The 18525-nt window shown below is 57.0% G+C and carries 23 protein-coding genes, 1 tRNA gene and 1 pseudogene; 16 read left to right on the top strand and 9 right to left on the bottom strand.

The window, feature by feature from the left end:
- Positions 1 to 36 precede the first annotated feature (36 nt).
- Positions 37 to 1065 (top strand): nucleoside hydrolase, encoded by a 1029-nt coding sequence (locus AC1RL5_RS17115; protein ID WP_011060412.1) that lies wholly within the window; start codon positions 37 to 39, stop codon positions 1063 to 1065.
- Between the two features lie 33 nt (positions 1066 to 1098).
- Here AC1RL5_RS17115 and AC1RL5_RS17110 read toward each other — a convergent pair whose 3' ends face one another.
- Positions 1099 to 1311 carry a hypothetical protein gene (locus AC1RL5_RS17110; protein ID WP_011060413.1) on the bottom strand — a complete coding sequence of 71 codons (213 nt, stop codon included), beginning with the start codon at positions 1309 to 1311 and terminating at the stop codon, positions 1099 to 1101.
- Between the two features lie 165 nt (positions 1312 to 1476).
- Here AC1RL5_RS17110 and AC1RL5_RS17105 point away from each other — a divergent pair, with 165 nt between their 5' ends.
- Positions 1477 to 1782 (top strand): hypothetical protein, encoded by a 306-nt coding sequence (locus AC1RL5_RS17105; RefSeq protein WP_011060414.1) that lies wholly within the window; start codon positions 1477 to 1479, stop codon positions 1780 to 1782.
- Positions 1783 to 1943: 161 nt separating this feature from the next.
- Complete coding sequence (locus AC1RL5_RS17100) at positions 1944 to 2255, top strand: I78 family peptidase inhibitor (protein ID WP_093406125.1); 312 nt, start codon at positions 1944 to 1946, stop codon at positions 2253 to 2255.
- Between the two features lie 71 nt (positions 2256 to 2326).
- On the opposite strand, the gene AC1RL5_RS17095 is transcribed toward AC1RL5_RS17100, so the two are convergent.
- Together AC1RL5_RS17095 and AC1RL5_RS17090 are read right to left on the bottom strand one after the other, a co-directional pair.
- Positions 2327 to 2539 (bottom strand): cold-shock protein, encoded by a 213-nt coding sequence (locus tag AC1RL5_RS17095; protein ID WP_003179963.1) that lies wholly within the window; start codon positions 2537 to 2539, stop codon positions 2327 to 2329.
- Between the two features lie 292 nt (positions 2540 to 2831).
- The gene (locus tag AC1RL5_RS17090; protein WP_011060416.1) at positions 2832 to 3131 is read right to left on the bottom strand and encodes a hypothetical protein; all 300 of its coding nucleotides are present in this window, start codon (positions 3129 to 3131) and stop codon (positions 2832 to 2834) included.
- Positions 3132 to 3515: 384 nt separating this feature from the next.
- Between AC1RL5_RS17090 and thrS the strand changes: the two genes are divergently transcribed.
- The 9 genes from thrS (at position 3516) to AC1RL5_RS17045 (ending at position 10980) form a co-directional block, all read left to right on the top strand.
- On the top strand, positions 3516 to 5438 hold the full coding sequence (gene thrS, locus AC1RL5_RS17085) for a threonine--tRNA ligase (RefSeq protein WP_011060417.1): 1923 nt from the start codon (positions 3516 to 3518) through the stop codon (positions 5436 to 5438).
- Positions 5438 to 5989 carry a translation initiation factor IF-3 gene (gene infC / locus AC1RL5_RS17080; RefSeq protein ID WP_169893379.1) on the top strand — a complete coding sequence of 184 codons (552 nt, stop codon included), beginning with the start codon at positions 5438 to 5440 and terminating at the stop codon, positions 5987 to 5989. The genes thrS and infC overlap by 1 nt, the downstream gene beginning before the upstream one ends.
- Before the next feature lie 60 nt (positions 5990 to 6049).
- Positions 6050 to 6244, top strand: coding sequence for a 50S ribosomal protein L35 (gene rpmI / locus AC1RL5_RS17075; RefSeq protein WP_002553160.1), 195 nt, complete (start codon positions 6050 to 6052; stop codon positions 6242 to 6244).
- A 30-nt stretch (positions 6245 to 6274) separates the two neighbouring features.
- The gene (rplT, locus tag AC1RL5_RS17070) at positions 6275 to 6631 is read left to right on the top strand and encodes a 50S ribosomal protein L20 (RefSeq protein ID WP_011060418.1); all 357 of its coding nucleotides are present in this window, start codon (positions 6275 to 6277) and stop codon (positions 6629 to 6631) included.
- Positions 6632 to 6741: 110 nt separating this feature from the next.
- The gene (gene pheS / locus AC1RL5_RS17065; RefSeq protein WP_011060419.1) at positions 6742 to 7758 is read left to right on the top strand and encodes a phenylalanine--tRNA ligase subunit alpha; all 1017 of its coding nucleotides are present in this window, start codon (positions 6742 to 6744) and stop codon (positions 7756 to 7758) included.
- 35 nt (positions 7759 to 7793) lie between these two features.
- Positions 7794 to 10172, top strand: a complete 2379-nt coding sequence (gene pheT / locus AC1RL5_RS17060) for a phenylalanine--tRNA ligase subunit beta (protein WP_492589804.1) — start codon at positions 7794 to 7796, stop codon at positions 10170 to 10172.
- Positions 10173 to 10175: 3 nt separating this feature from the next.
- On the top strand, positions 10176 to 10478 hold the full coding sequence (gene ihfA, locus AC1RL5_RS17055) for an integration host factor subunit alpha (RefSeq protein ID WP_002553164.1): 303 nt from the start codon (positions 10176 to 10178) through the stop codon (positions 10476 to 10478).
- Positions 10459 to 10815, top strand: a complete 357-nt coding sequence (locus tag AC1RL5_RS17050) for a MerR family transcriptional regulator (protein WP_007920509.1) — start codon at positions 10459 to 10461, stop codon at positions 10813 to 10815. The genes ihfA and AC1RL5_RS17050 overlap by 20 nt, the downstream gene beginning before the upstream one ends.
- An 88-nt stretch (positions 10816 to 10903) precedes the next feature.
- Positions 10904 to 10980 (top strand) — tRNA-Pro (locus AC1RL5_RS17045).
- A gap of 89 nt (positions 10981 to 11069) precedes the next feature.
- Here the strand turns inward: AC1RL5_RS17045 and AC1RL5_RS17040 are convergent.
- Positions 11070 to 11667, bottom strand: a pseudogene (locus tag AC1RL5_RS17040) (tyrosine-type recombinase/integrase); the annotation flags it as partial.
- A gap of 283 nt (positions 11668 to 11950) precedes the next feature.
- Here AC1RL5_RS17040 and AC1RL5_RS17035 point away from each other — a divergent pair.
- Positions 11951 to 12874: an acyltransferase family protein gene (locus tag AC1RL5_RS17035; protein ID WP_258028847.1), complete on the top strand. Its 924-nt coding sequence runs from the start codon at positions 11951 to 11953 to the stop codon at positions 12872 to 12874.
- A 569-nt stretch (positions 12875 to 13443) separates the two neighbouring features.
- Here AC1RL5_RS17035 and AC1RL5_RS17030 read toward each other — a convergent pair.
- The 4 genes from AC1RL5_RS17030 to AC1RL5_RS17015 form a co-directional block, all read right to left on the bottom strand.
- Positions 13444 to 13578 carry a hypothetical protein gene (locus AC1RL5_RS17030; RefSeq protein WP_258028848.1) on the bottom strand — a complete coding sequence of 45 codons (135 nt, stop codon included), beginning with the start codon at positions 13576 to 13578 and terminating at the stop codon, positions 13444 to 13446.
- A 260-nt stretch (positions 13579 to 13838) separates the two neighbouring features.
- A complete protein-coding gene (locus AC1RL5_RS17025) occupies positions 13839 to 14048 on the bottom strand; it encodes a hypothetical protein (RefSeq protein ID WP_011060426.1) in 210 nt (69 codons plus the stop codon).
- 107 nt (positions 14049 to 14155) lie between these two features.
- Positions 14156 to 14440: a DUF4156 domain-containing protein gene (locus AC1RL5_RS17020; RefSeq protein ID WP_019094684.1), complete on the bottom strand. Its 285-nt coding sequence runs from the start codon at positions 14438 to 14440 to the stop codon at positions 14156 to 14158.
- 59 nt (positions 14441 to 14499) lie between these two features.
- Positions 14500 to 15228, bottom strand: coding sequence for an XRE family transcriptional regulator (locus tag AC1RL5_RS17015; RefSeq protein WP_492589802.1), 729 nt, complete (start codon positions 15226 to 15228; stop codon positions 14500 to 14502).
- Positions 15229 to 15337: 109 nt separating this feature from the next.
- On the opposite strand from AC1RL5_RS17015, the gene AC1RL5_RS17010 reads away from it, so the two are divergent.
- Together AC1RL5_RS17010 and AC1RL5_RS17005 are read left to right on the top strand one after the other, a co-directional pair.
- The gene (locus AC1RL5_RS17010) at positions 15338 to 15508 is read left to right on the top strand and encodes a Com family DNA-binding transcriptional regulator (RefSeq protein WP_072444854.1); all 171 of its coding nucleotides are present in this window, start codon (positions 15338 to 15340) and stop codon (positions 15506 to 15508) included.
- 244 nt (positions 15509 to 15752) lie between these two features.
- Positions 15753 to 16595 carry a putidacin L1 family lectin-like bacteriocin gene (locus AC1RL5_RS17005; RefSeq protein ID WP_047285119.1) on the top strand — a complete coding sequence of 281 codons (843 nt, stop codon included), beginning with the start codon at positions 15753 to 15755 and terminating at the stop codon, positions 16593 to 16595.
- A 110-nt stretch (positions 16596 to 16705) separates the two neighbouring features.
- Here AC1RL5_RS17005 and AC1RL5_RS17000 read toward each other — a convergent pair whose 3' ends face one another.
- A complete protein-coding gene (locus AC1RL5_RS17000) occupies positions 16706 to 17257 on the bottom strand; it encodes a GNAT family N-acetyltransferase (RefSeq protein WP_492589800.1) in 552 nt (183 codons plus the stop codon).
- A gap of 253 nt (positions 17258 to 17510) precedes the next feature.
- Here AC1RL5_RS17000 and AC1RL5_RS16995 point away from each other — a divergent pair, with 253 nt between their 5' ends.
- Positions 17511 to 18431, top strand: coding sequence for a hypothetical protein (locus AC1RL5_RS16995; protein WP_259699756.1), 921 nt, complete (start codon positions 17511 to 17513; stop codon positions 18429 to 18431).
- The last annotated feature ends 94 nt before the right edge of the window (positions 18432 to 18525 follow it).

Below are 18525 nucleotides of genomic sequence, written 5' to 3'. Positions count from 1 at the left end.
TGTCGGGCCTTTTCCATCTTGCACAAGGAGTGCGCCATGCGCCGCTATGCTCAGTTGTTTCACCACTGGTTCCGGAGTCTGCTGCTTTTGTCTCTGCTCACTGCTACCGGCGCTCAGGCGGCGGAAAAAATCGATCTGATCATCGACACCGATCCGGGGGCTGACGATGTGGTAGCCCTGCTGTTCGCCCTGGCTTCCCCCGAGGAGCTGCAGATCCGCGCCCTGACCACGGTGGCGGGCAACGTGCGGTTGGACAAGACCTCGCGCAATGCGCGTCTGGCCCGTGAGTGGGCGGGCCGCGAGGAGGTGCCGGTATACGCCGGAGCGCCCAAGCCGCTGCTGCGTACCCCTATCTATGCCGAGAATATCCATGGCAAGGAAGGCATTTCCGGGGTGACGGTGCACGAGCCCAAGGCGCCTCTGGCCAAGGGCAATGCGATCAACTACCTGATCGATACGCTGCGGGCGGCCAAGCCCCACAGCATCACCATCGCCATGCTCGGCCCGCAGACCAACCTGGCGCTGGCGCTGATCCAGGCACCGGACATCACCCAGGGCATCAAGGAAGTGGTGGTCATGGGCGGTGCGCACTTCAACGGTGGCAACATCACGCCGGTGGCCGAGTTCAACCTGTTCGCCGACCCCCAGGCGGCCGAAGTGGTGCTCAAGAGCGGCGTCAAACTGACCTATCTGCCGCTGGACGTGACCCACAAGGTGCTGACCAGCGATGCGCGGCTGCAGAAGATCGCGGCGTTGAACAACAACGCCAGCAAGGTGGTGGGGGACATCCTCAACGAGTACGTCAAGGGCGACATGGAGCACTACGGTATTCCCGGCGGCCCGGTGCATGACGCTACAGTGATTGCCTACCTGCTCAAGCCCGAGCTGTTCACCGGCCGGCAAGCCAATATGGTCATCGACAGCCGCGAGGGGCCGACCTTCGGCCAGACCATCGTCGATTGGTACGACGGCCTGAAGCAGGAAAAGAACGTGTTCTGGGTTGAGAACGGCGATGCCCAGGGCTTCTTCGACTTGCTCACCGAGCGCCTGGCGCGTCTCAAGTAAACCTTGCCCCCGCAGGTACCTGCCTGCGGGGTTCTATTCCCGTTCCGGGTCCTGTACGCCCAGGTGGTCGGCCGGGTATTTCTCGAAGACTTGTTCAATGAAGGCTCGGGCGGACTGGGTGCCCAGTTCCTTGACCAGCAGGTCTATGCCAATGATCGCCAGCTCCTCCGGGCTCCCCGGGCTGTAGGAGCATTGGCCCTGGGGCCATTTGGCTTTGATGTCGGCGTCGATACTCACGGTGGCCATGAAAGTCTCACGAATTCGGATAAGGCGGGCGCCAGGGCAGGGCTCTGGGCGGGTATTTGCTGCGTTGCAGAGTTAACCATGTTGCCGGGCGTTTGGCACTCCGACTTAGGCATCAGGCGAGTGCTGTGCGACACTGCGGCTTTTCCTGTGCTCAAGGAAGCCTCCGTGCAAATCGATTTGAACCAGCCTGATGCCCTGACCCTGGAGGCGGTGCGTCAGCTGCTGGCGTCTGCCAGCGACAACGTGCATACCCAGTTGCGCGTGAGCAAAACCGGAATTGCCTATATCTCTTCGGGGGTAGTGGGCGGCGCCGAGATAGAAGGTTTGCTATTTCGCCTGGAAACCTGGGCGGCCGGATCCGGGTATGTCGGCAAGGTGGCTGCCGCCGACGAGGTCTGGGTGATGCAGATCTTCAATGCGCTCAAGCAGAACTGGCCCAAGCCGGCGTTCGACTACATCGACATCTATTGAGCGTCGCTCATATCCGGTGACGATTGTCCCGTGAAAGAGTGGCACCGGCTGAGGCAGACTTGCCCGCTGTTCACCTGATACGGCAAATGGCCATTTGTTTTGAAACCAAAAGCCAAATCGGCTGTCGCACGATCTCTGCTTAATTTTGAAAAGGAGGCTTCATGCCTTGGAAGCTCGCTTCATTCGGAACCTTGTTGGCCGCTGTCGTCCTTGGTGGGTGCAGCACTGCCGGGTCGACAAAGGAGCCTGTGGCCGCTGAGTCCGGGCACACTCGTTGTGAAGCATCGGCCGCCGAATTCGCTGTCGGCAAAAAGGCTTCTCCCGAGTTGCTCGAGCAGGCCCGTACACGCGCAGGCGCGCAGTACGCACGGTTCCTCAAGCCTAGCGACATGATCACCCTGGAGTACCGCTCGGATCGCCTGAACCTGAACACTGATGCCGGCCTGGTGGTGACCCGGGTCAACTGTGGTTGAGGGCTGAGGCCTTTGGATCACGCATAAAAAACCCCGTCACATGGACGGGGTTTTTTTAGCTCGCTGAGAAATTACTCAGGGCGAACTTGTGCAGCTTGCATACCCTTTTGGCCTTTCTCAGCCACGAAGGAAACGGTCTGGCCTTCTTTCAGGCTTTTGAAACCGTCGCTTTCAATAGCTTTGAAGTGTACGAACAGGTCGTCACCGCCACCTTGAGGAGTGATGAAGCCGAAGCCTTTTTCATCGTTGAACCATTTTACGGTGCCGGTTTGGCGATTAGACATGGTGTATCTCCAAGAAACATATATTTTCAGTAGTGCTGTGCTGCTCAGGCCAACTGGGCACACCGAGCTATCATAGTCGAAATGTTCGGCTTGGGAGCCCCCCAGAGGCGCTCTTTGCCCGATGTACCTGTGTATTTTGCCATCTGAGTTGGCTGCAGGCCCCGGTTTAAGGGGCTTTGGCGTAAAACAGAGGGTAATAAAAAAACCCGTAAAAGCTGCGTAAATTGTGAAAAAGACCGCGTTTCAGGCTCTGTGGCGAGCACTGGCGCAGCCTGTTCCGGGCATCAGCAGCTTATTTGACCACCCGGCAAGCAGCGATGGCGTCCAGTGCTCGGGTTCGCAGATCTGCGCTGGGTTGCTTGGTTTTGCTCATCAGCTCCTTGATCTCCTCGGTGGTGAATTTTTCATTTAGCTTGTCGGCGCCGCAGGCACAGTGCTTTTCGGCGCTCTTGGCGTCGATGTTCTGGCTGGCCGCCGCGGTGCAGTCCTTCATGTAGTCGGCGCGTGCTCCGGCAGGCCATGCCGCCTGTGCACTCAAAGGCAGTAGCAGGGTGAGCGGTGCGGCAAGGGCGAGCAGTTTGATAAGGCGCATGAGTCGGGTTCTCCTGAAGTCGGTAGCAAGGACGACGATTCTCCGGTTATTTGAGGCTCGACGTACATCTCAAGTTCACTTTCAACAATAAAAGACTGTAAACCAGGCTCGCGATAATTTGCTGCACGGCGATTGCGATGTATCTGTGCTAGCATGCCCGGCTTCGGTGTTTTCAAGCTTTGGGCCTTTTCTAGCCCTTGCCGTCTATGCCTCATTAATCTTGATGTGAACCCCAGTCACTCTGGTTCGGTTTTTCGGTTGGCCGCAAGGCTCTTGCCACTGTGAGGCAGGCGTTCGTAGCAGAACGGCCGGACTGAATCGCGTACTGGCTCATCCCAACCCACGTGACCTTTGGTAGGGGTCACCACTAGGAGAGGAGGCGCCATGCCCACTATTACTCTTCCCGACGGCAGTCAACGTTCATTCGATCACGCAGTATCCGTAGCCGAGGTCGCCGCTTCCATTGGCGCGGGCCTGGCCAAGGCCACATTGGCTGGCAAGGTCAACGGCAAGCTGGTCGACGCCTGCGACGTGATCGACGGCGATGCAACCCTGCAAATCATCACGCCAAAGGACGAAGAGGGGCTGGAGATCATTCGCCACTCTTGCGCTCACTTGGTGGGGCATGCGGTCAAGCAGTTGTATCCGACCGCGAAAATGGTCATCGGTCCGGTCATCGATGAAGGCTTCTATTACGACATCGCCTATGAGCGTCCTTTCACGCCTGAGGATATGGCCGCCATCGAGCAGCGCATGCAGCAGCTGATCGAGAAGGACTACGACGTGATCAAGAAGGTCACGCCGCGCGCCGAAGTGATCGAGGTGTTCAAGGCCCGTGGCGAGGACTACAAGCTGCGTTTGGTCGAAGACATGCCGAACGAGCAAGCGATGGGCCTGTACTACCACGAAGAATATGTCGACATGTGCCGCGGTCCGCACGTGCCGAACACGCGTTTCCTGAAGTCCTTCAAGCTGACCAAGTTGTCCGGTGCCTACTGGCGCGGTGATGCCAAGAACGAGCAGTTGCAGCGGATCTACGGTACTGCCTGGGCGGACAAGAAGCAGCTTGCTGCCTACATCCAGCGTATCGAAGAGGCCGAGAAGCGCGATCATCGCAAGATCGGCAAGCGCCTGGGCCTGTTCCATACCCAGGAAGAAGCGCCGGGCATGGTGTTCTGGCACCCTAATGGCTGGACCCTGTACCAGGTGCTCGAGCAGTACATGCGCAAGGTGCAGCGTGACAACGGTTACCTGGAGATCAAGACTCCGCAGGTGGTTGACCGCAGTCTCTGGGAAAAATCCGGGCACTGGGCCAACTACGCCGAGAATATGTTCACCACCGAGTCGGAAAGCCGCGACTACGCAATCAAGCCGATGAACTGCCCTTGCCACGTGCAGGTGTTCAATCAGGGCCTGAAGAGCTACCGCGAGCTGCCGATGCGCCTGGCCGAGTTCGGTGCCTGCCACCGTAATGAACCCTCGGGCGCTCTGCACGGCATCATGCGTGTGCGTGGCTTCACTCAGGATGATGCTCACATCTTCTGTACTGAAGACCAGATGCAGGCCGAGTCTGCGGCGTTCATCAAGCTGACCATGGATGTCTATGCCGACTTCGGCTTCAAGGACATCGAGATGAAGCTGTCCACTCGCCCTGAAAAGCGCGTGGGCTCCGATGATCTGTGGGACCGTGCGGAAAGCGCACTGGCAGCGGCTCTGGATAGCGCCGGCCTGCCATACGACCTGCAGCCGGGCGAGGGCGCATTCTACGGTCCGAAGATCGAGTTCTCGCTGAAGGACTGCCTGGGTCGTGTCTGGCAGTGCGGTACCTTGCAGTTGGATTTCAACCTGCCGATCCGTCTGGGTGCCGAGTACGTTTCCGAAGATAACAGCCGTAAGCATCCGGTGATGTTGCACCGGGCGATCCTCGGTTCCTTCGAGCGTTTTGTCGGGATTCTGATCGAGCATTACGAGGGCGCATTCCCTGCGTGGCTGGCTCCGACTCAGGCCGTGGTGATGAATATCACTGATAAACAGGCAGATTTTGCCCTCGAAGTGGAAAAAACACTCAATCAAAGCGGATTTCGTGCCAAGTCCGACTTGAGAAATGAAAAGATCGGCTTTAAAATCCGCGAGCATACTTTGCTCAAGGTTCCCTATCTCTTGGTTATTGGAGATCGGGAGGTCGAGATGCAGACTGTCGCTGTGCGTACCCGTGAAGGTGAAGACCTGGGCTCGATGCCTGTCGCCCAATTCTCGGCGTTCCTCGCACAAGCGGTTTCCCGGCGTGGTCGCCAAGATTCGGAGTAATTATTATTAAGCGTGATATGAGACAAGATAAACGAGCTGCACCGAAAGCCCCGATCAACGAGAATATCTCGGCACGCGAGGTTCGGTTAATTGGCGCTGACGGCGAGCAGATTGGCATCGTCTCGATTGATGAAGCGCTTCGTATAGCTGAAGAAGCCAAGCTGGATCTGGTGGAAATTTCCGCCGACGCAGTCCCACCTGTTTGCCGGGTGATGGATTACGGCAAGTCGATCTTCGAAAAGAAGAAGCAGATTGCTGCTGCGAAGAAGAACCAGAAGCAGATTCAGGTTAAAGAAATCAAGTTTCGTCCAGGGACGGAGGAAGGGGATTACCAGGTAAAACTGCGCAACCTGGTACGTTTCCTGAGTGACGGGGACAGGGCCAAGGTATCCTTGCGATTCCGCGGCCGTGAGATGGCCCACCAGGAGCTGGGGATGGAACTCCTCAAGCGGGTTGAAGCTGACCTGCAAGAGTACGGTTCGGTCGAACAGCATCCTAAGATGGAAGGACGCCAGCTGATCATGGTCATCGCCCCGAAAAAGAAGAAGTAATCAACAGGGCACGGCAGGCCTTCTGATTATGTTTATCAACTGAATGCGGAGTATCCGAACATGCCAAAGATGAAAACCAAAAGTGGTGCTGCTAAGCGGTTTCTGAAAACTGCTAACGGTATCAAGCACAAGCACGCTTTCAAGAGCCACATCCTGACCAAAATGTCGACCAAGCGTAAGCGTCAACTGCGCGGTAGCAGCTTGCTGCATCCGTCTGACGTGGCAAAAGTCGAGCGCATGCTGCGCCTTCGTTAATTTTTGGATCAAGAATAGAGGAAGTAACTCATGGCTCGTGTAAAGCGTGGCGTCATTGCCCGTAAACGTCACAAAAAAATTCTGAAACTTGCTAAAGGCTACTACGGCGCTCGCTCGCGCGTATTCCGTGTTGCCAAGCAAGCGGTAATCAAGGCAGGCCAATACGCCTACCGTGACCGTCGTCAGAAAAAACGTCAGTTCCGCGCTCTGTGGATTGCTCGTATCAACGCTGGTGCTCGTAATAACGGCCTGTCGTACAGCCGTCTGATCGCTGGCCTGAAAAAGGCGTCCATCGAGATCGACCGTAAGGTTCTGGCTGATCTGGCAGTGAACGAAAAAGCGGCGTTTGCTGCGATTGTCGAGAAAGCTAAAGCCACCTTGGCTTAAGTACCCCCGACAGTCATCCGGGCTCACCTTTCGTGAGCCCAGATGTTAAACGTCATAAATAGGGGAAGAGCCTTCAAGCTCTTCCCCTATTTTGTATCTGGAGTCTGTACATGGAAAACCTGGATGCGCTGGTTTCTCAAGCACTTGAGGCCGTGCAACACGCTGAAGACATCAATGCCCTGGAACAGATCCGGGTTCACTTCCTTGGCAAGAAGGGCGAGCTGACTCAGGTGATGAAGACCCTGGGCAACCTGCCTGCCGAAGAGCGTCCGCAAGTCGGTGCGCTGATCAACGTTGCCAAGGAGCGTGTAACAGAGGTTCTCAATGCTCGCAAAGCGGCTTTCGAGGAGGCGGAACTCAGCGCCAAGCTCGCCGCCGAGTGCATTGACGTCACTCTGCCGGGCCGTGGCCAGACCTCGGGCGGTCTGCACCCGATTACGCGGACCCTGGAGCGTATCGAACAGTTCTTCACTCATATTGGCTACGGCATCGCCGAAGGCCCTGAGGTTGAAGACGACTATCACAACTTTGAAGCGCTCAACATCCCAGGCCACCACCCGGCCCGGTCGATGCACGACACCTTCTATTTCAACGCGAACATGTTGTTGCGCACCCACACCTCGCCGGTACAGGTCCGCACCATGGAGTCGCAGCAGCCGCCGATTCGCATTGTCTGCCCAGGCCGTGTGTACCGTAGCGACTCCGATATCACTCACTCGCCGATGTTTCACCAGGTCGAAGGCCTGCTGGTCGATCGTGACATCAATTTCGCCGACCTGAAGGGCACGATCGAAGAGTTCCTGCGGGTGTTCTTCGAGAAGGAACTGGCGGTGCGTTTCCGTCCTTCGTACTTCCCGTTCACCGAGCCTTCCGCCGAAGTCGATATGGAATGCGTGATGTGCAGCGGTAAAGGCTGCCGGGTCTGCAAGCAGACTGGCTGGCTGGAAGTCATGGGATGCGGCATGGTTCATCCGAACGTGCTGCGTATGTCCGGGATCGATCCGGAAGAGTTCCAGGGCTTTGCCTTCGGCATGGGCGCCGAGCGTCTGGCCATGCTGCGTTACGGTGTCAATGACTTGCGCCTGTTCTTCGACAACGACTTGCGGTTCCTTGCGCAATTTCGCTAGTCGCGCGTCCGTAACGAATCTATTAGGAGAGCAGGATGAAATTCAGTGAACAATGGCTGCGCGGCTGGGTTAGCCCGCAGGTAAGTCGTGACGAGCTGGTAGCCCGTCTATCGATGGCCGGTCTTGAGGTCGACAGCGTAACGCCGGCCGCCGGTGATTTCAGTGGCGTGGTAGTGGGCGAGGTGTTGAGCACCGAGCAGCACCCGGATGCCGACAAGCTGCGCGTTTGCCAGGTCAGCAATGGTTCGGAGACCTTCCAGGTTGTCTGCGGCGCGCCGAACGTGCGCCCGGGCCTGAAGGTCCCGTTCGCCATGATCGGTGCCCAGTTGCCGGGCGACTTCAAGATCAAGAAGGCCAAGCTGCGTGGAGTGGAATCCAACGGCATGCTGTGCTCCCAGGCTGAGCTGCAAATCGGTGAGGGCAATGACGGCCTCATGGAGTTGCCGGTCGATGCGCCGGTGGGTGAGGACGTTCGCACCTACCTGAGCCTGGACGATGCCAGCATCGAGGTCGACCTGACCCCTAACCGCGGGGACTGCCTGTCCCTGGCCGGCATGGCCCGTGAAGTGGGTGCCTTGTACGCGGCCAAGGTGCAGCGTCCGGAAGTGCCGGCGATTCCTGCGGCGCATGACGAAGTGCGTCCAGTGGAAGTGCTGGCTCCGGCTGCCTGCCCACGTTACCTGGGGCGTGTCGTCCGCAATGTCGACCTGTCCAAGCCTACTCCGCTGTGGATGGTCGAGCGCCTGCGTCGCGCCGATGTGCGCAGTATCGATGCTGCAGTGGACATCACCAACTACGTGATGCTCGAACTGGGCCAGCCGCTGCATGCCTTCGATCTCGCCGAGATCAATGGCGGCATCCGTGTACGAATGGCTGAAGAGGGCGAGAAGCTGGTATTGCTCGACGGTCAGGAAGTGTCCCTGCGCAGCGATACCCTGGTGATTGCCGACCATACCCGAGCCCTGGCGATTGCCGGCGTGATGGGTGGGGAGCACAGTGGTGTCACTGCCAATACCCGTGACGTATTTCTGGAAAGTGCCTTCTTCGACCAGATCGCGGTTGCTGGCAAGGCGCGTTCCTATGGCCTGCATACCGATGCTTCCCATCGCTACGAGCGTGGTGTGGACTGGCAGCTTGCTCGCGAAGCCATGGAGCGGGCTACTGGCTTGCTGCTGGAAATTACGGGCGGCGACGCGGGGCCGATCATTGAAACGCTCAGCGAGCAGCATCTGCCATCCGTTGCGCCTGTCACCTTGCGCGCTGAACGCATCACTCAGATGCTGGGCATGGAAATCGACGGCCTTGAGGTAGAGCGTTTGCTCACCGCCCTGGGCCTGACTGTAACTGCCGATGGGGCAGGGCAGTGGCGTGTTGAGGTGCCGAGCCATCGCTTCGATATCAGTCTTGAGGTTGACCTGATCGAAGAGCTGGCACGTCTTTATGGTTACAACCGTCTTCCGGTTCGCTATCCGCAGGCTCGTCTGGCGCCTCAGGCCAAGGCCGAGGCCGAGGGTGACCTGCCTGCTCTGCGTCGTTTGCTGGTTGCTCGTGGCTATCAGGAAGCGATCACCTACAGCTTCATCGATCCGAAGCTGTTCGAACTGTTCAACCCAGGCGTCGAACCGCTGTTGCTGGCCAATCCGATCTCGGCCGACATGGCAGCCATGCGTTCCTCTCTGTGGCCGGGCCTGGTCAAGGCGCTTCAGCATAACCTGAACCGTCAGCAGGATCGTGTCCGCATGTTTGAAAGCGGCCTGCGTTTTGTTGGTCAGCTGGAAGGTCTGAAGCAGCAGCCGATGCTGGCAGGTGTTGTATGTGGCAGCCGCCTCCCTGAAGGCTGGGCGCAAGGTCGCGATGGCGTGGACTTTTTCGACGTCAAGGCGGATGTCGAAGCGGTACTGGGTTTTGCCGGTGCTCTTGATGCATTCACCTTTGTGCCGGGCAAGCATCCAGCGCTTCATCCTGGTCAGACGGCTCGCATCGAGCGTGATGGTCGTGAAGTCGGTTTCCTGGGGGCCATTCACCCAGAGCTGGCGAAGAATCTCGGCCTGGACCGCCCTGTCTATGTGTTTGAACTGGTCCTGAGTGAAGTGGCTCAAGGGCGTTTGCCGAAATTCCATGAGCTGTCGCGCTTCCCGGAAGTACGTCGCGACCTGGCATTGCTGGCGGATCGTGACGTGGCGGCCAGCTCCGTTCTGGACGTAATCCGTGAAAATGCAGGTGAGTGGCTGACAGACCTCAGGCTGTTTGACGTCTATCAGGGTAAAGGCATTGATCCGCATAGAAAAAGCCTTGCCGTCGGCTTGACCTGGCAGCATCCATCGCGCACTCTTAACGACGATGAGGTGAACTCTACGACGCAAAATATCCTCACCTCGCTCGAACAAAGGTTGAACGCCACGTTAAGGAAGTGACGTATGGGGGCTCTGACGAAAGCTGAAATGGCCGAACGTCTCTACGAAGAGCTGGGCCTGAATAAACGCGAGGCCAAGGAATTGGTCGAGCTATTCTTTGAAGAAATCAGGCACGCTCTCGAAGATAACGAACAGGTCAAATTGTCCGGTTTCGGTAACTTCGACCTTCGGGATAAACGCCAGCGTCCTGGCCGTAACCCGAAAACGGGTGAAGAAATTCCGATCACGGCGCGCCGTGTGGTCACCTTTCGTCCAGGGCAGAAGTTGAAGGCCCGAGTTGAGGCTTATGCTGGAACCAAGTCATAACGACGAGCTCCCGGTCATTCCGGGCAAGCGCTACTTCACCATTGGTGAGGTCAGTGAGCTCTGTGCGGTCAAGCCGCATGTGCTGCGTTATTGGGAGCAGGAGTTTCCTCAACTCAACCCCGTCAAGCGCCGCGGAAATCGCCGGTATTATCAGCGCCAGGATGTGCTGATGATCCGGCAGATCCGCGCGTTGCTTTATGACCAGGGGTTCACCATCGGCGGGGCGCGCCTGCGTCTTTCCGGTGATGAGGCCAAAGACGATACGACCCAGTACAAGCAATTGATCCGTCAGATGATCTCTGAGCTGGAAGATGTGCTTGTGGTGCTAAAAAAGTAATTCTCTGTTTTAAATACTTCCACTTTTCAAAAGCTTGCGGTATATTCCTCAACGTTTCCTGAGAAGTGAAACAGGTTTCACGCCTAGTCGGGGCGTAGCGCAGTCCGGTAGCGCACTAGCATGGGGTGCTAGGGGTCGAGTGTTCGAATCACTCCGTCCCGACCATATTTTCTGATTTAAATCAGACACTTAAGCCGATCATCTAGATCGGCTTTTTTGTGCCTGCGCAAAACCCGCGCAATAATCGCGCAAAACTATTCGGTAATTTCGCTGATATTTAGGTCTGGAATTGCTTCTGACCATACGATCTCGGCGTGGTCTCGCTGGTAGTTTTTTGGTCATCGTCTCGCTGGAGTGCCCGGTGATCTTCTGACCATCCTTTCCGGCTTTCTGATACAGGTGCAGCGACAGCGCCCGCACTTCGTGGAAGCCCGGTATTTCCTCCTCTTTCCATCCCTTGTAGCAACCCGCCGCTTCCCGGGCTTCTTTGAAGGCTCGCGACAAATATCGCTCTTCGACTTGCGTCCAGTGGTCCTTCGTCTGTGCCTGTTTCTGCTTCTTGCGTTCAGGCCGGCGGAGGATCAAGTAAGGCGAGACGATGTCATCCCGGAACCGACTGATCACGGCCTGTAGTTCTTCGGTCACCTTGAACCGGATCCATGCCGCGTCGCTGGCCTTGGCCGTCTTCTGTTGCACCACATACAAATACCCTTCCTGAACACGATCGAATCGCATGCTCAAGATGTCCGTCCGGCGTTGTGCGGTAATCAGAGCAAGGTCGGTCGCGTTCTGTAGCCAGAGCGGCGACTTCTCCCGGATGGCTTTCAGACCTTCGACGGTGTGCCGCTTGCGATGTCACTGGCGAACTGCTCATCAAGAACTGGAATCCCTCAGGGCTTGGTCAGATCATTTCGCTTCGCACAACCCGTGGCCGGAATCCGTTACTATGCGAGCCTGTGGGAAGCACTCCTGCGAATGAGAATATTTACTTTAGGACGGGCTAATGTTCGCAACATTGAATGGGATTCAAGCGCTTCGAGCGGTCGCTGTAGTGTTTGTTCTTTTTTCACATCTTTTCAGAGTTTAGGGGAAATATGCTGCAGAGACTATTCTGCCGAACGCTACCCTTATCGGCGTGTCCGGAGTGGATATTTTCTTCGTGATTAGTGGGTTCATCATGGTCTACGTAACAGACGGAAAGCGTGATGGACTATTGAGGGCAATCGAGTTCTTGTATCGTAGAGCTGTTCGGATTTACCCAATATATTGGGTGTATACTTCGCTGGTTTTAGTGTTATATATCGTTGCGCCAAGTATGGTTAATAGTGGTGCGCCTGCTGATATTTTGGCATCCTATGCGCTGTGGCCGACAGAAAATCCATTTCTCGTGGCAGTAGGGTGGACGCTTGCTCATGAGATGTATTTCTATATTATCTTCTGTCTACTATTTTTTATATCGGATAGATATCTGAGCTTATTCCTTGTGGCTTGGGCTGTAGTAATTTTCTTAGTTGGCGGACTTTATGATGGGGATTCACCGGTACTTAAGGTGGTATTAAGCCCGCTTACTATAGAGTTTATAGGTGGTGCTATGTTGGGGCAGTTGATTCTGCTTAGAAAACCATTAATGCCAATGTTGATTGCCATATCAGGCCTTGCTGCATCACTTATCGTCTTGATATTTGCTGGTGGGTGGTATCTTGAAGCCACAGGAACTACACCTAGCGGGTGGTGGAGGGTTTTGGTTTCTGGTGTTCCTGCCGTATTCATTGTGTTTTTTATGTGCAGTGCTGAGTTAGCCGGTCTTAAAATACCTAAGCTCCTCACTGTTGTTGGTGATTCATCGTATTCCATCTACCTTTCTCATGTGCTGGTTATGTCAGCGATGGGTCATGTGTGGTTTAAGATTCATGGTTATGTGGATATAAGTAGCGTGGTAGTTCTTCCGGTTATGGTGGTGGCCTGTATTGTGTACGGCTATTTAAGTTATCGGTTTATCGAGAAGCCAATCATTTCATCATCTAAGCTTGTGGGATTGAATAAGTTAGCGCGAGCTTGATATTAGCTGTATGTCATTTTTCTACGAAAGTTTTTTGTGAGCTATATAGCTTTCGTTGTTCCGGCGCTCAACCCCGGTTTCCGGGAAGGACGCCTTTTCGTTCTATCGAAAAATTGGCGTAGGGGATGTGATCGTTCGGCAGGACGCCGGAGGAGGGGATGCCTTGCGTGACTTTTGCGTGACTCTCTCACGCACTTGTAGACGTTCCTGTGCATTCGATTGCAGCGAGCGCAGAGGTTACAAGGCTTTTTCCGTGGCTCGCAGAGAGTACTGCGCGCATGGGGTGCTAGGGGTCGAATGTTCGAATCACTCCGTCCCGACCATATTCCTAAAAGAGATCAAGCACTTAGCGGCTTGATCTCTTTTTTCGTTTAGAGGCGGCGCAAACTGATCGCGCTGGCGGTAGTTGAATTTCGTGCCCCAGTGGTTTTCTCATCGTTCCGTTAAGCATTTAGATAGAGACGCAAACAGCTCTCTGTCACAGGTCGGTACCCCCTTTCTCCTCCCATTCCTATACCAGGCTGGCATTCATTGGATGTTCGGTGTGGTCATGGCTGTTGTAGTGGCCGTCATTTCACGCTGCACACCCAACGATGATTATTCCGGTATGGCGCACGAATGAAGGTCACATCCGTAAGCAGGATCATGCCTTTGTCCTGCAGGGCTTCAGTCAATTCAACAAGTGTCTCTGCTTCGATAGTCATTGCTGTTACCTCGTCAGATTTACTGTGTTCATAGTTGTGGACTGAATCCGCGCTCGTGGAATTCAATTTTCCTGCGCGGTTGATTGGGTTCCCAAGGGGTAGCTGTGACCGGGTTCCAATCTGGGGCTTGGTGCCCGGATTGATGAGCGGGTTCGGCCTGGCTTGCTAGGTTATCGGCTCGATGGGGGGGAGGGCGCACGGGTGGCAACTACTCCTGCCACGTCCATGACTTGGCACTTGTTACGGCTGGATCACGCAGACTAGTGGAGGGTGGCAATGCGCCGGTTTTCGCCAATCCTGATTCGGTCCAGCGCTCGGTTGAGTGCGTCCAGGGCATTGAGCAAGGCTTGTGCCTCGGTTTCCCGACCCTGACCCCAGAGGCGCTCGGCCATCTTGTTCAAGGCCTGGATGGAGCGCTCGATATCGGCGGCAGTGACTGCCTTGGCATCCTCCGGCTCTTTTCTAGGCATGGGCTGAGGCCTCGATTGTGGTTTGCTGGCGAACTGGATGACGGGTTTGCCAGTGTTCGATGGAGGGCTGTTTCCGGTTCGGTCTGGCGAGATTCATGGAAGGCCTGTCACTGACGACATTTCAAGGCCGCGGCTTGTATGTCGGAGGCGCTACCGACGTTGACGACGCTCATGCTGTCGGCGCCAAGTTCGGCTGCTTTATTGAAGGCCATATTCAGCGCGTCCCCATTGGAGGAGCCCTTCACGGTAAATGCCGTCAGAACCTTGCAGGCCTGTGCCGAGGAGGCCGTCACCAGATCGACCTGCCTTCCTGCTTCCGTCAGTTGTGTGGTGCAAGCCGAGACCGAAGCCGCAGCGACGACAAGCAAGACAAGGCCACGCAGATTACGCATCACTGAACACTCCTGTCGACGAGGTTGCCGCCCTATCCCGGCCAGCCAGCCCCGGGCAATCATCGCGAGTACATCGCCCACCAGAACACATGGCCCAGGATCGAGATCTGCTGTTCCTGGATTTCGGCGAAGCTATAGTCTTCGTCCGGATGTTCATCCCGGTTGAAGCTGCGCAGGCGCAGCCCGATCGGCAAACGGTAAACCTGCTTCACGCGCAACTGGCCATTGTGGTTGAGTGCATACATCTCCCCGTCGACTACATCCTTCAGGGCATTCCTGCCGACGTTCACGCCAACGGTTGCGCCGTCGCGCAGCACCGGGACCATGCTGTTGCCGCTGACCGACACGCACTTGGCGTTGTTGAACTGCACCCCGTTCTGACGCAGATCTTTCTTGAAGAAGCGCAGCCGGGCGGTATCGCTTTCTTCGATGACAAACCGGCCCGAGCCTGCAGCCAGCTCCACCTCGTGAAGAAAGGGGACGTAGACCTCGTTGTCATCGAGCGGGGTCGCATCGTCCCAGGTATCGATATCGTCCAAATGCACGCTTGGCTGGGTGCGTGCCGATGCGGTATCCGCCGCCTTGAGCATTTCTCCAACGCCTTCAGCGAGCCACATGGAAGAAACGCCGCATACCGAGGCAATCTGGGCGACAAAGGCCGTGGCCTTCGATTTGCCACGTTCCAGGTCGGAGATTGAGGTTTGGGTCAGGCCGGCACGTTCAGCGAGCTCTGTTTGATTGAGCTGGGCGTGGCGACGAGCTGTTTTGAGTCGATCTTTAAATTCCATTCGCCCAGTATTACGGGGCTTCCCATAAGCTTGCAAATGGGTATTCCTATATCGTACTATATGGGTGTTCCCGTAAGGGTGTCAGGCAGATAATCAAATGGATTTGCAGATGTTAAAAGAATGCAGATGTGGAAGTTGCAATCGACTTCTCGCTCGAGTGGGCGAGTTTACTGAGCTCCAGATCAAATGTTCCCGCTGTGGAACCTTGAATCATGTAAAGGCCGCGAGTCTCGAGCTATCGCCAGGAGCGGCCAGGTGTGACAGCGGCGTCGGTCATTGAGCCTGTGATGCAACGGCTCGTCCGGGACAGAGGCCCGAACTCCTGTTGCATGACGGTTCCAGGCCGCGCGTAGCGCTGTCGCAGTCATTATTGGAATGGGTGGAGCTCTCACGCCGTGGCGGTCATAACTGCGCGTTGAAGCTATCGCCCCCTTCGTGAAAGCCAAGAGCTTCGATTTCCTCGCCTTTGAGCGACATGCAGGCGGAATCCTCCGCATCCATCATTCGACTCAATAGGTAACAACATGGCTTGGATTCGATACGACTTTACCGATAACGGCTCTTCTGTGCTGCCGGCTCGCTACTACATGGCGCCGAACCAGTATCTTCAATCCCCCAACAAGCGCTTCAAGCTGCTCTTCCAGCCCGATGGCAACCTGGCACTGTATGACGGCGCCCAGTTGGCATGGGTGGCTGACCAGAACACGCCGTTCACCAACGTGAGCAAGGGCAACAAGAAAGATCCGATGATGGTCTTCATGAACTACGGCTTTGTCCTGGATGACCCGCTGCGCGGCCGTATCTGGTCGACCACTCCGAGTGACCCCACCATGGGTTCGCGCGAAGATGCCTCGCTGCGTGCGTTCACCCAGCTTCAGGACGACGGGAACATCGTTACTGTCGACACCATCCCGCACTGGTATGCGCCCAATGGTCGTGTATTCACCCCGGCGGTGGGTACGGCAATGATCATCAGCGGTCCGGCCGAGCTGGTACCGGGCCAGTTCTACAGCGCTGGCGATCACGCTCTGGTCTTCCAGGGCGATGGCAACCTGGTGGTGTACGGGCCGAACTGGAGCGTGGTCTGGGCGACCTATACCCAGAACAAAGGTGGTGTGCGCTGCGTCATGCAGGCAGACGGCAACCTGGTGATCTACGCCGCGAACAATGCGGTCGTCTGGCAGAGCGGCACGGCTGGTCACCCCGGCGCAACCATCCGCCTGCAGGCCAACGGCAGTTTCACGATAGTGACCGAGCGGCCGATCTGGGCCCGCTTCGGCTATACCCCGACCATCAAGCCGCCGCGGGTGTTCTACCCCGATCACAAGTGGAAAACCGGTAGCTACACTTGGGACAACGTGTTCTAACGGCCTGCAAGAGGCTCCGCGACGATGCGGGGCTTCTACAGGCTTCACTCAAGGGCCCGGCAGGCTTGTTCTGCCGGGCTCTGCCCATTGGTGGCGCAGATTGAACGGGGTCACGAACGGGCAAGCGACAGCTGGCCTTCAAAGGCCGTGCGTTCAACCTTGAAAAACAGATTCTCCTGAGTACCGCCATTCACCTGCTTCAGGACGGTGTGCGACAACTGCCCGCCGATTTTCTCCATGGCTCGCTGTGAGCGGATATTCGAACCCGCAACATGGAACCAGACGGTGTCGACCCACTGAAAGGCGTGCCCGAGCATCAGGTACTTGAGTTCCTTGTTGGCACGGCCTCCCCATTTTTCGCGCGCCAGAAAGGTGTAGCCGATGGCAACTTCACGCTGGTCCTCGTTGAACTCGTAGTAGCGGGAGCTGCCTGCAACCTTGCCGCTGTCGCGGTCGATCACGATCAGGGTGCTCCTGGCCGCCAGTGCGTCGTCGAACCATTGGCGAAATACCGGCTCCTGATAGCGGGTCGAGCTTTGGTGCTGAGCCCAGATCAAGGGATCGCAGGCGACGCCATACAGCGCCGCGAAGTCCACGGCCTCAAGTGGGCGCAGTTCAAGTGATTCACCAACGAGCAGGGGCGAGAGGGGCAGCGATTGCATCAGTGGTCTCCAAAGGACGAATGCATCTGTTTCGTTGCGCGAGGCTTGCTGGATGAGCAATATGCTCCGGTTGCATCACGGCTACGCGGGAGCCGGAACCTTAACAAGGCTCTGGCAGGCCTGAATAGCGCGGCACGGCTGCTGTTGGCCGCGAGCATCCCTGATCGGCCTGTGGCGCACACCTGGTCAACCCCGCGCAATACTCAACAAGCGCGCAAGCGCTCTGAGCACATCAATGGATGGCAACGCGACGATGAAATACCCCATTAGCCTGTTGGCATGCACGCTCTTACTGGCCTCGCCCGCGTGGGCGCAGGGCAAGCGGGTGATTCCGGGTAGCGAGCAGGTCGAGGCGGGTTATCTCTCGTCGCAATTGTTGCTGAAGCCCTGTACGGACGTGACGACGCTGGGCTTCAGCGCGGACGACAGCGCCCTGCACGATGCCGCCGCCGCGCGCCAGGCCTTGCCTGCGGGAACCTGCAACGACGCAGCGCTGGTGGAGAAACTGTTCAAGGCGCGCTTTGTGCAGTACGGCTCGATCACGCAGGTGTTCACCCCGTGGCAATTGGCACGGCAGGTCGATAGGCAGAACCGCGCCATCAGCCGTTGCCCGGATACCCGATGCCTGGGCCGCGAGCTGGATGCAGTGATTGCCGCGCTGGCGCCGGTGTATCTCGGCGCCCGCCGGGCCTGGCCCAGGGGCAAGGGGCTGTGCGCCAGCGAGCCGGTGGACAGCCCGGCGAACCAGGCCCTGGCGGTTCTGGGCGCCGACACCCGTCAGCAGATCAATGCTCAATGCGCGCAGGAGGGGGTGATTGCCACAACCTGCCGCGGCCCCCATGGCCAATTGCTGTTCTTGAGCTGTGGCATGAGCGGCAATCAGGTCAACTCAAGCCAATGGCTTTATCGTGCCGGCAAGGCACACGCCGAGCCGCTGTTCGCCGTCGAGGATGGCCCCCTGGGCGTACTGGCGACTTCCTGCAACGGCATGCCCGACCTGATGACCAGTGCACGGGTCAGTGCCGGAGAGCACAACGACACCTTCTACCGGTACGACGGCAAGGCCTATCAGCAGGTGTATTCCTACATCAGCACCTTTGTCGGTATCGATGCCAACGGCAATGACCTGGCCATCGCCCAGGCCGGAGCACTGGCCAAGGTCGCGTGCCGCTAGGGGCGCGCATTGCTCACAGCGCGCGGCAAAGATCAAGATTGACCTCCCTGGCCGACGCCCAGAAGATGCGGCCCTTCGTATCCAGTCTCGGGAG

The sequence above is a fragment of the Pseudomonas sp. GW822-FHT06D10 genome, assembly GCF_058799535.1.
The sequence above is the reverse complement of the archived record's forward strand: the minus strand, read 5'-3'. Positions and strand labels throughout refer to the sequence as shown.

Bases quoted from the DNA above. Each gene is read 5' to 3' on its own strand.
- AC1RL5_RS17115 (WP_011060412.1), top strand. From the start codon at position 37: ATGCGCCGCTATGCTCAGTTGTTTCACCACTGGTTCCGGAGTCTGCTG.
- AC1RL5_RS17110 (WP_011060413.1), bottom strand. From the start codon at position 1,311: ATGGCCACCGTGAGTATCGACGCCGACATCAAAGCCAAATGGCCCCAG.
- AC1RL5_RS17100 (WP_093406125.1), top strand. From the start codon at position 1,944: ATGCCTTGGAAGCTCGCTTCATTCGGAACCTTGTTGGCCGCTGTCGTC.
- AC1RL5_RS17095 (WP_003179963.1), bottom strand. From the start codon at position 2,539: ATGTCTAATCGCCAAACCGGCACCGTAAAATGGTTCAACGATGAAAAA.
- AC1RL5_RS17090 (WP_011060416.1), bottom strand. From the start codon at position 3,131: ATGCGCCTTATCAAACTGCTCGCCCTTGCCGCACCGCTCACCCTGCTA.
- thrS (WP_011060417.1), top strand. From the start codon at position 3,516: ATGCCCACTATTACTCTTCCCGACGGCAGTCAACGTTCATTCGATCAC.
- rpmI (WP_002553160.1), top strand. From the start codon at position 6,050: ATGCCAAAGATGAAAACCAAAAGTGGTGCTGCTAAGCGGTTTCTGAAA.
- rplT (WP_011060418.1), top strand. From the start codon at position 6,275: ATGGCTCGTGTAAAGCGTGGCGTCATTGCCCGTAAACGTCACAAAAAA.
- pheS (WP_011060419.1), top strand. From the start codon at position 6,742: ATGGAAAACCTGGATGCGCTGGTTTCTCAAGCACTTGAGGCCGTGCAA.
- pheT (WP_492589804.1), top strand. From the start codon at position 7,794: ATGAAATTCAGTGAACAATGGCTGCGCGGCTGGGTTAGCCCGCAGGTA.
- ihfA (WP_002553164.1), top strand. From the start codon at position 10,176: ATGGGGGCTCTGACGAAAGCTGAAATGGCCGAACGTCTCTACGAAGAG.
- AC1RL5_RS17050 (WP_007920509.1), top strand. From the start codon at position 10,459: ATGCTGGAACCAAGTCATAACGACGAGCTCCCGGTCATTCCGGGCAAG.
- AC1RL5_RS17030 (WP_258028848.1), bottom strand. From the start codon at position 13,578: ATGACTATCGAAGCAGAGACACTTGTTGAATTGACTGAAGCCCTGCAG.
- AC1RL5_RS17025 (WP_011060426.1), bottom strand. From the start codon at position 14,048: ATGCCTAGAAAAGAGCCGGAGGATGCCAAGGCAGTCACTGCCGCCGAT.
- AC1RL5_RS17020 (WP_019094684.1), bottom strand. From the start codon at position 14,440: ATGCGTAATCTGCGTGGCCTTGTCTTGCTTGTCGTCGCTGCGGCTTCG.
- AC1RL5_RS17015 (WP_492589802.1), bottom strand. From the start codon at position 15,228: ATGGAATTTAAAGATCGACTCAAAACAGCTCGTCGCCACGCCCAGCTC.
- AC1RL5_RS17010 (WP_072444854.1), top strand. From the start codon at position 15,338: ATGTTAAAAGAATGCAGATGTGGAAGTTGCAATCGACTTCTCGCTCGA.
- AC1RL5_RS17005 (WP_047285119.1), top strand. From the start codon at position 15,753: ATGGCTTGGATTCGATACGACTTTACCGATAACGGCTCTTCTGTGCTG.
- AC1RL5_RS17000 (WP_492589800.1), bottom strand. From the start codon at position 17,257: ATGCAATCGCTGCCCCTCTCGCCCCTGCTCGTTGGTGAATCACTTGAA.
- AC1RL5_RS16995 (WP_259699756.1), top strand. From the start codon at position 17,511: ATGAAATACCCCATTAGCCTGTTGGCATGCACGCTCTTACTGGCCTCG.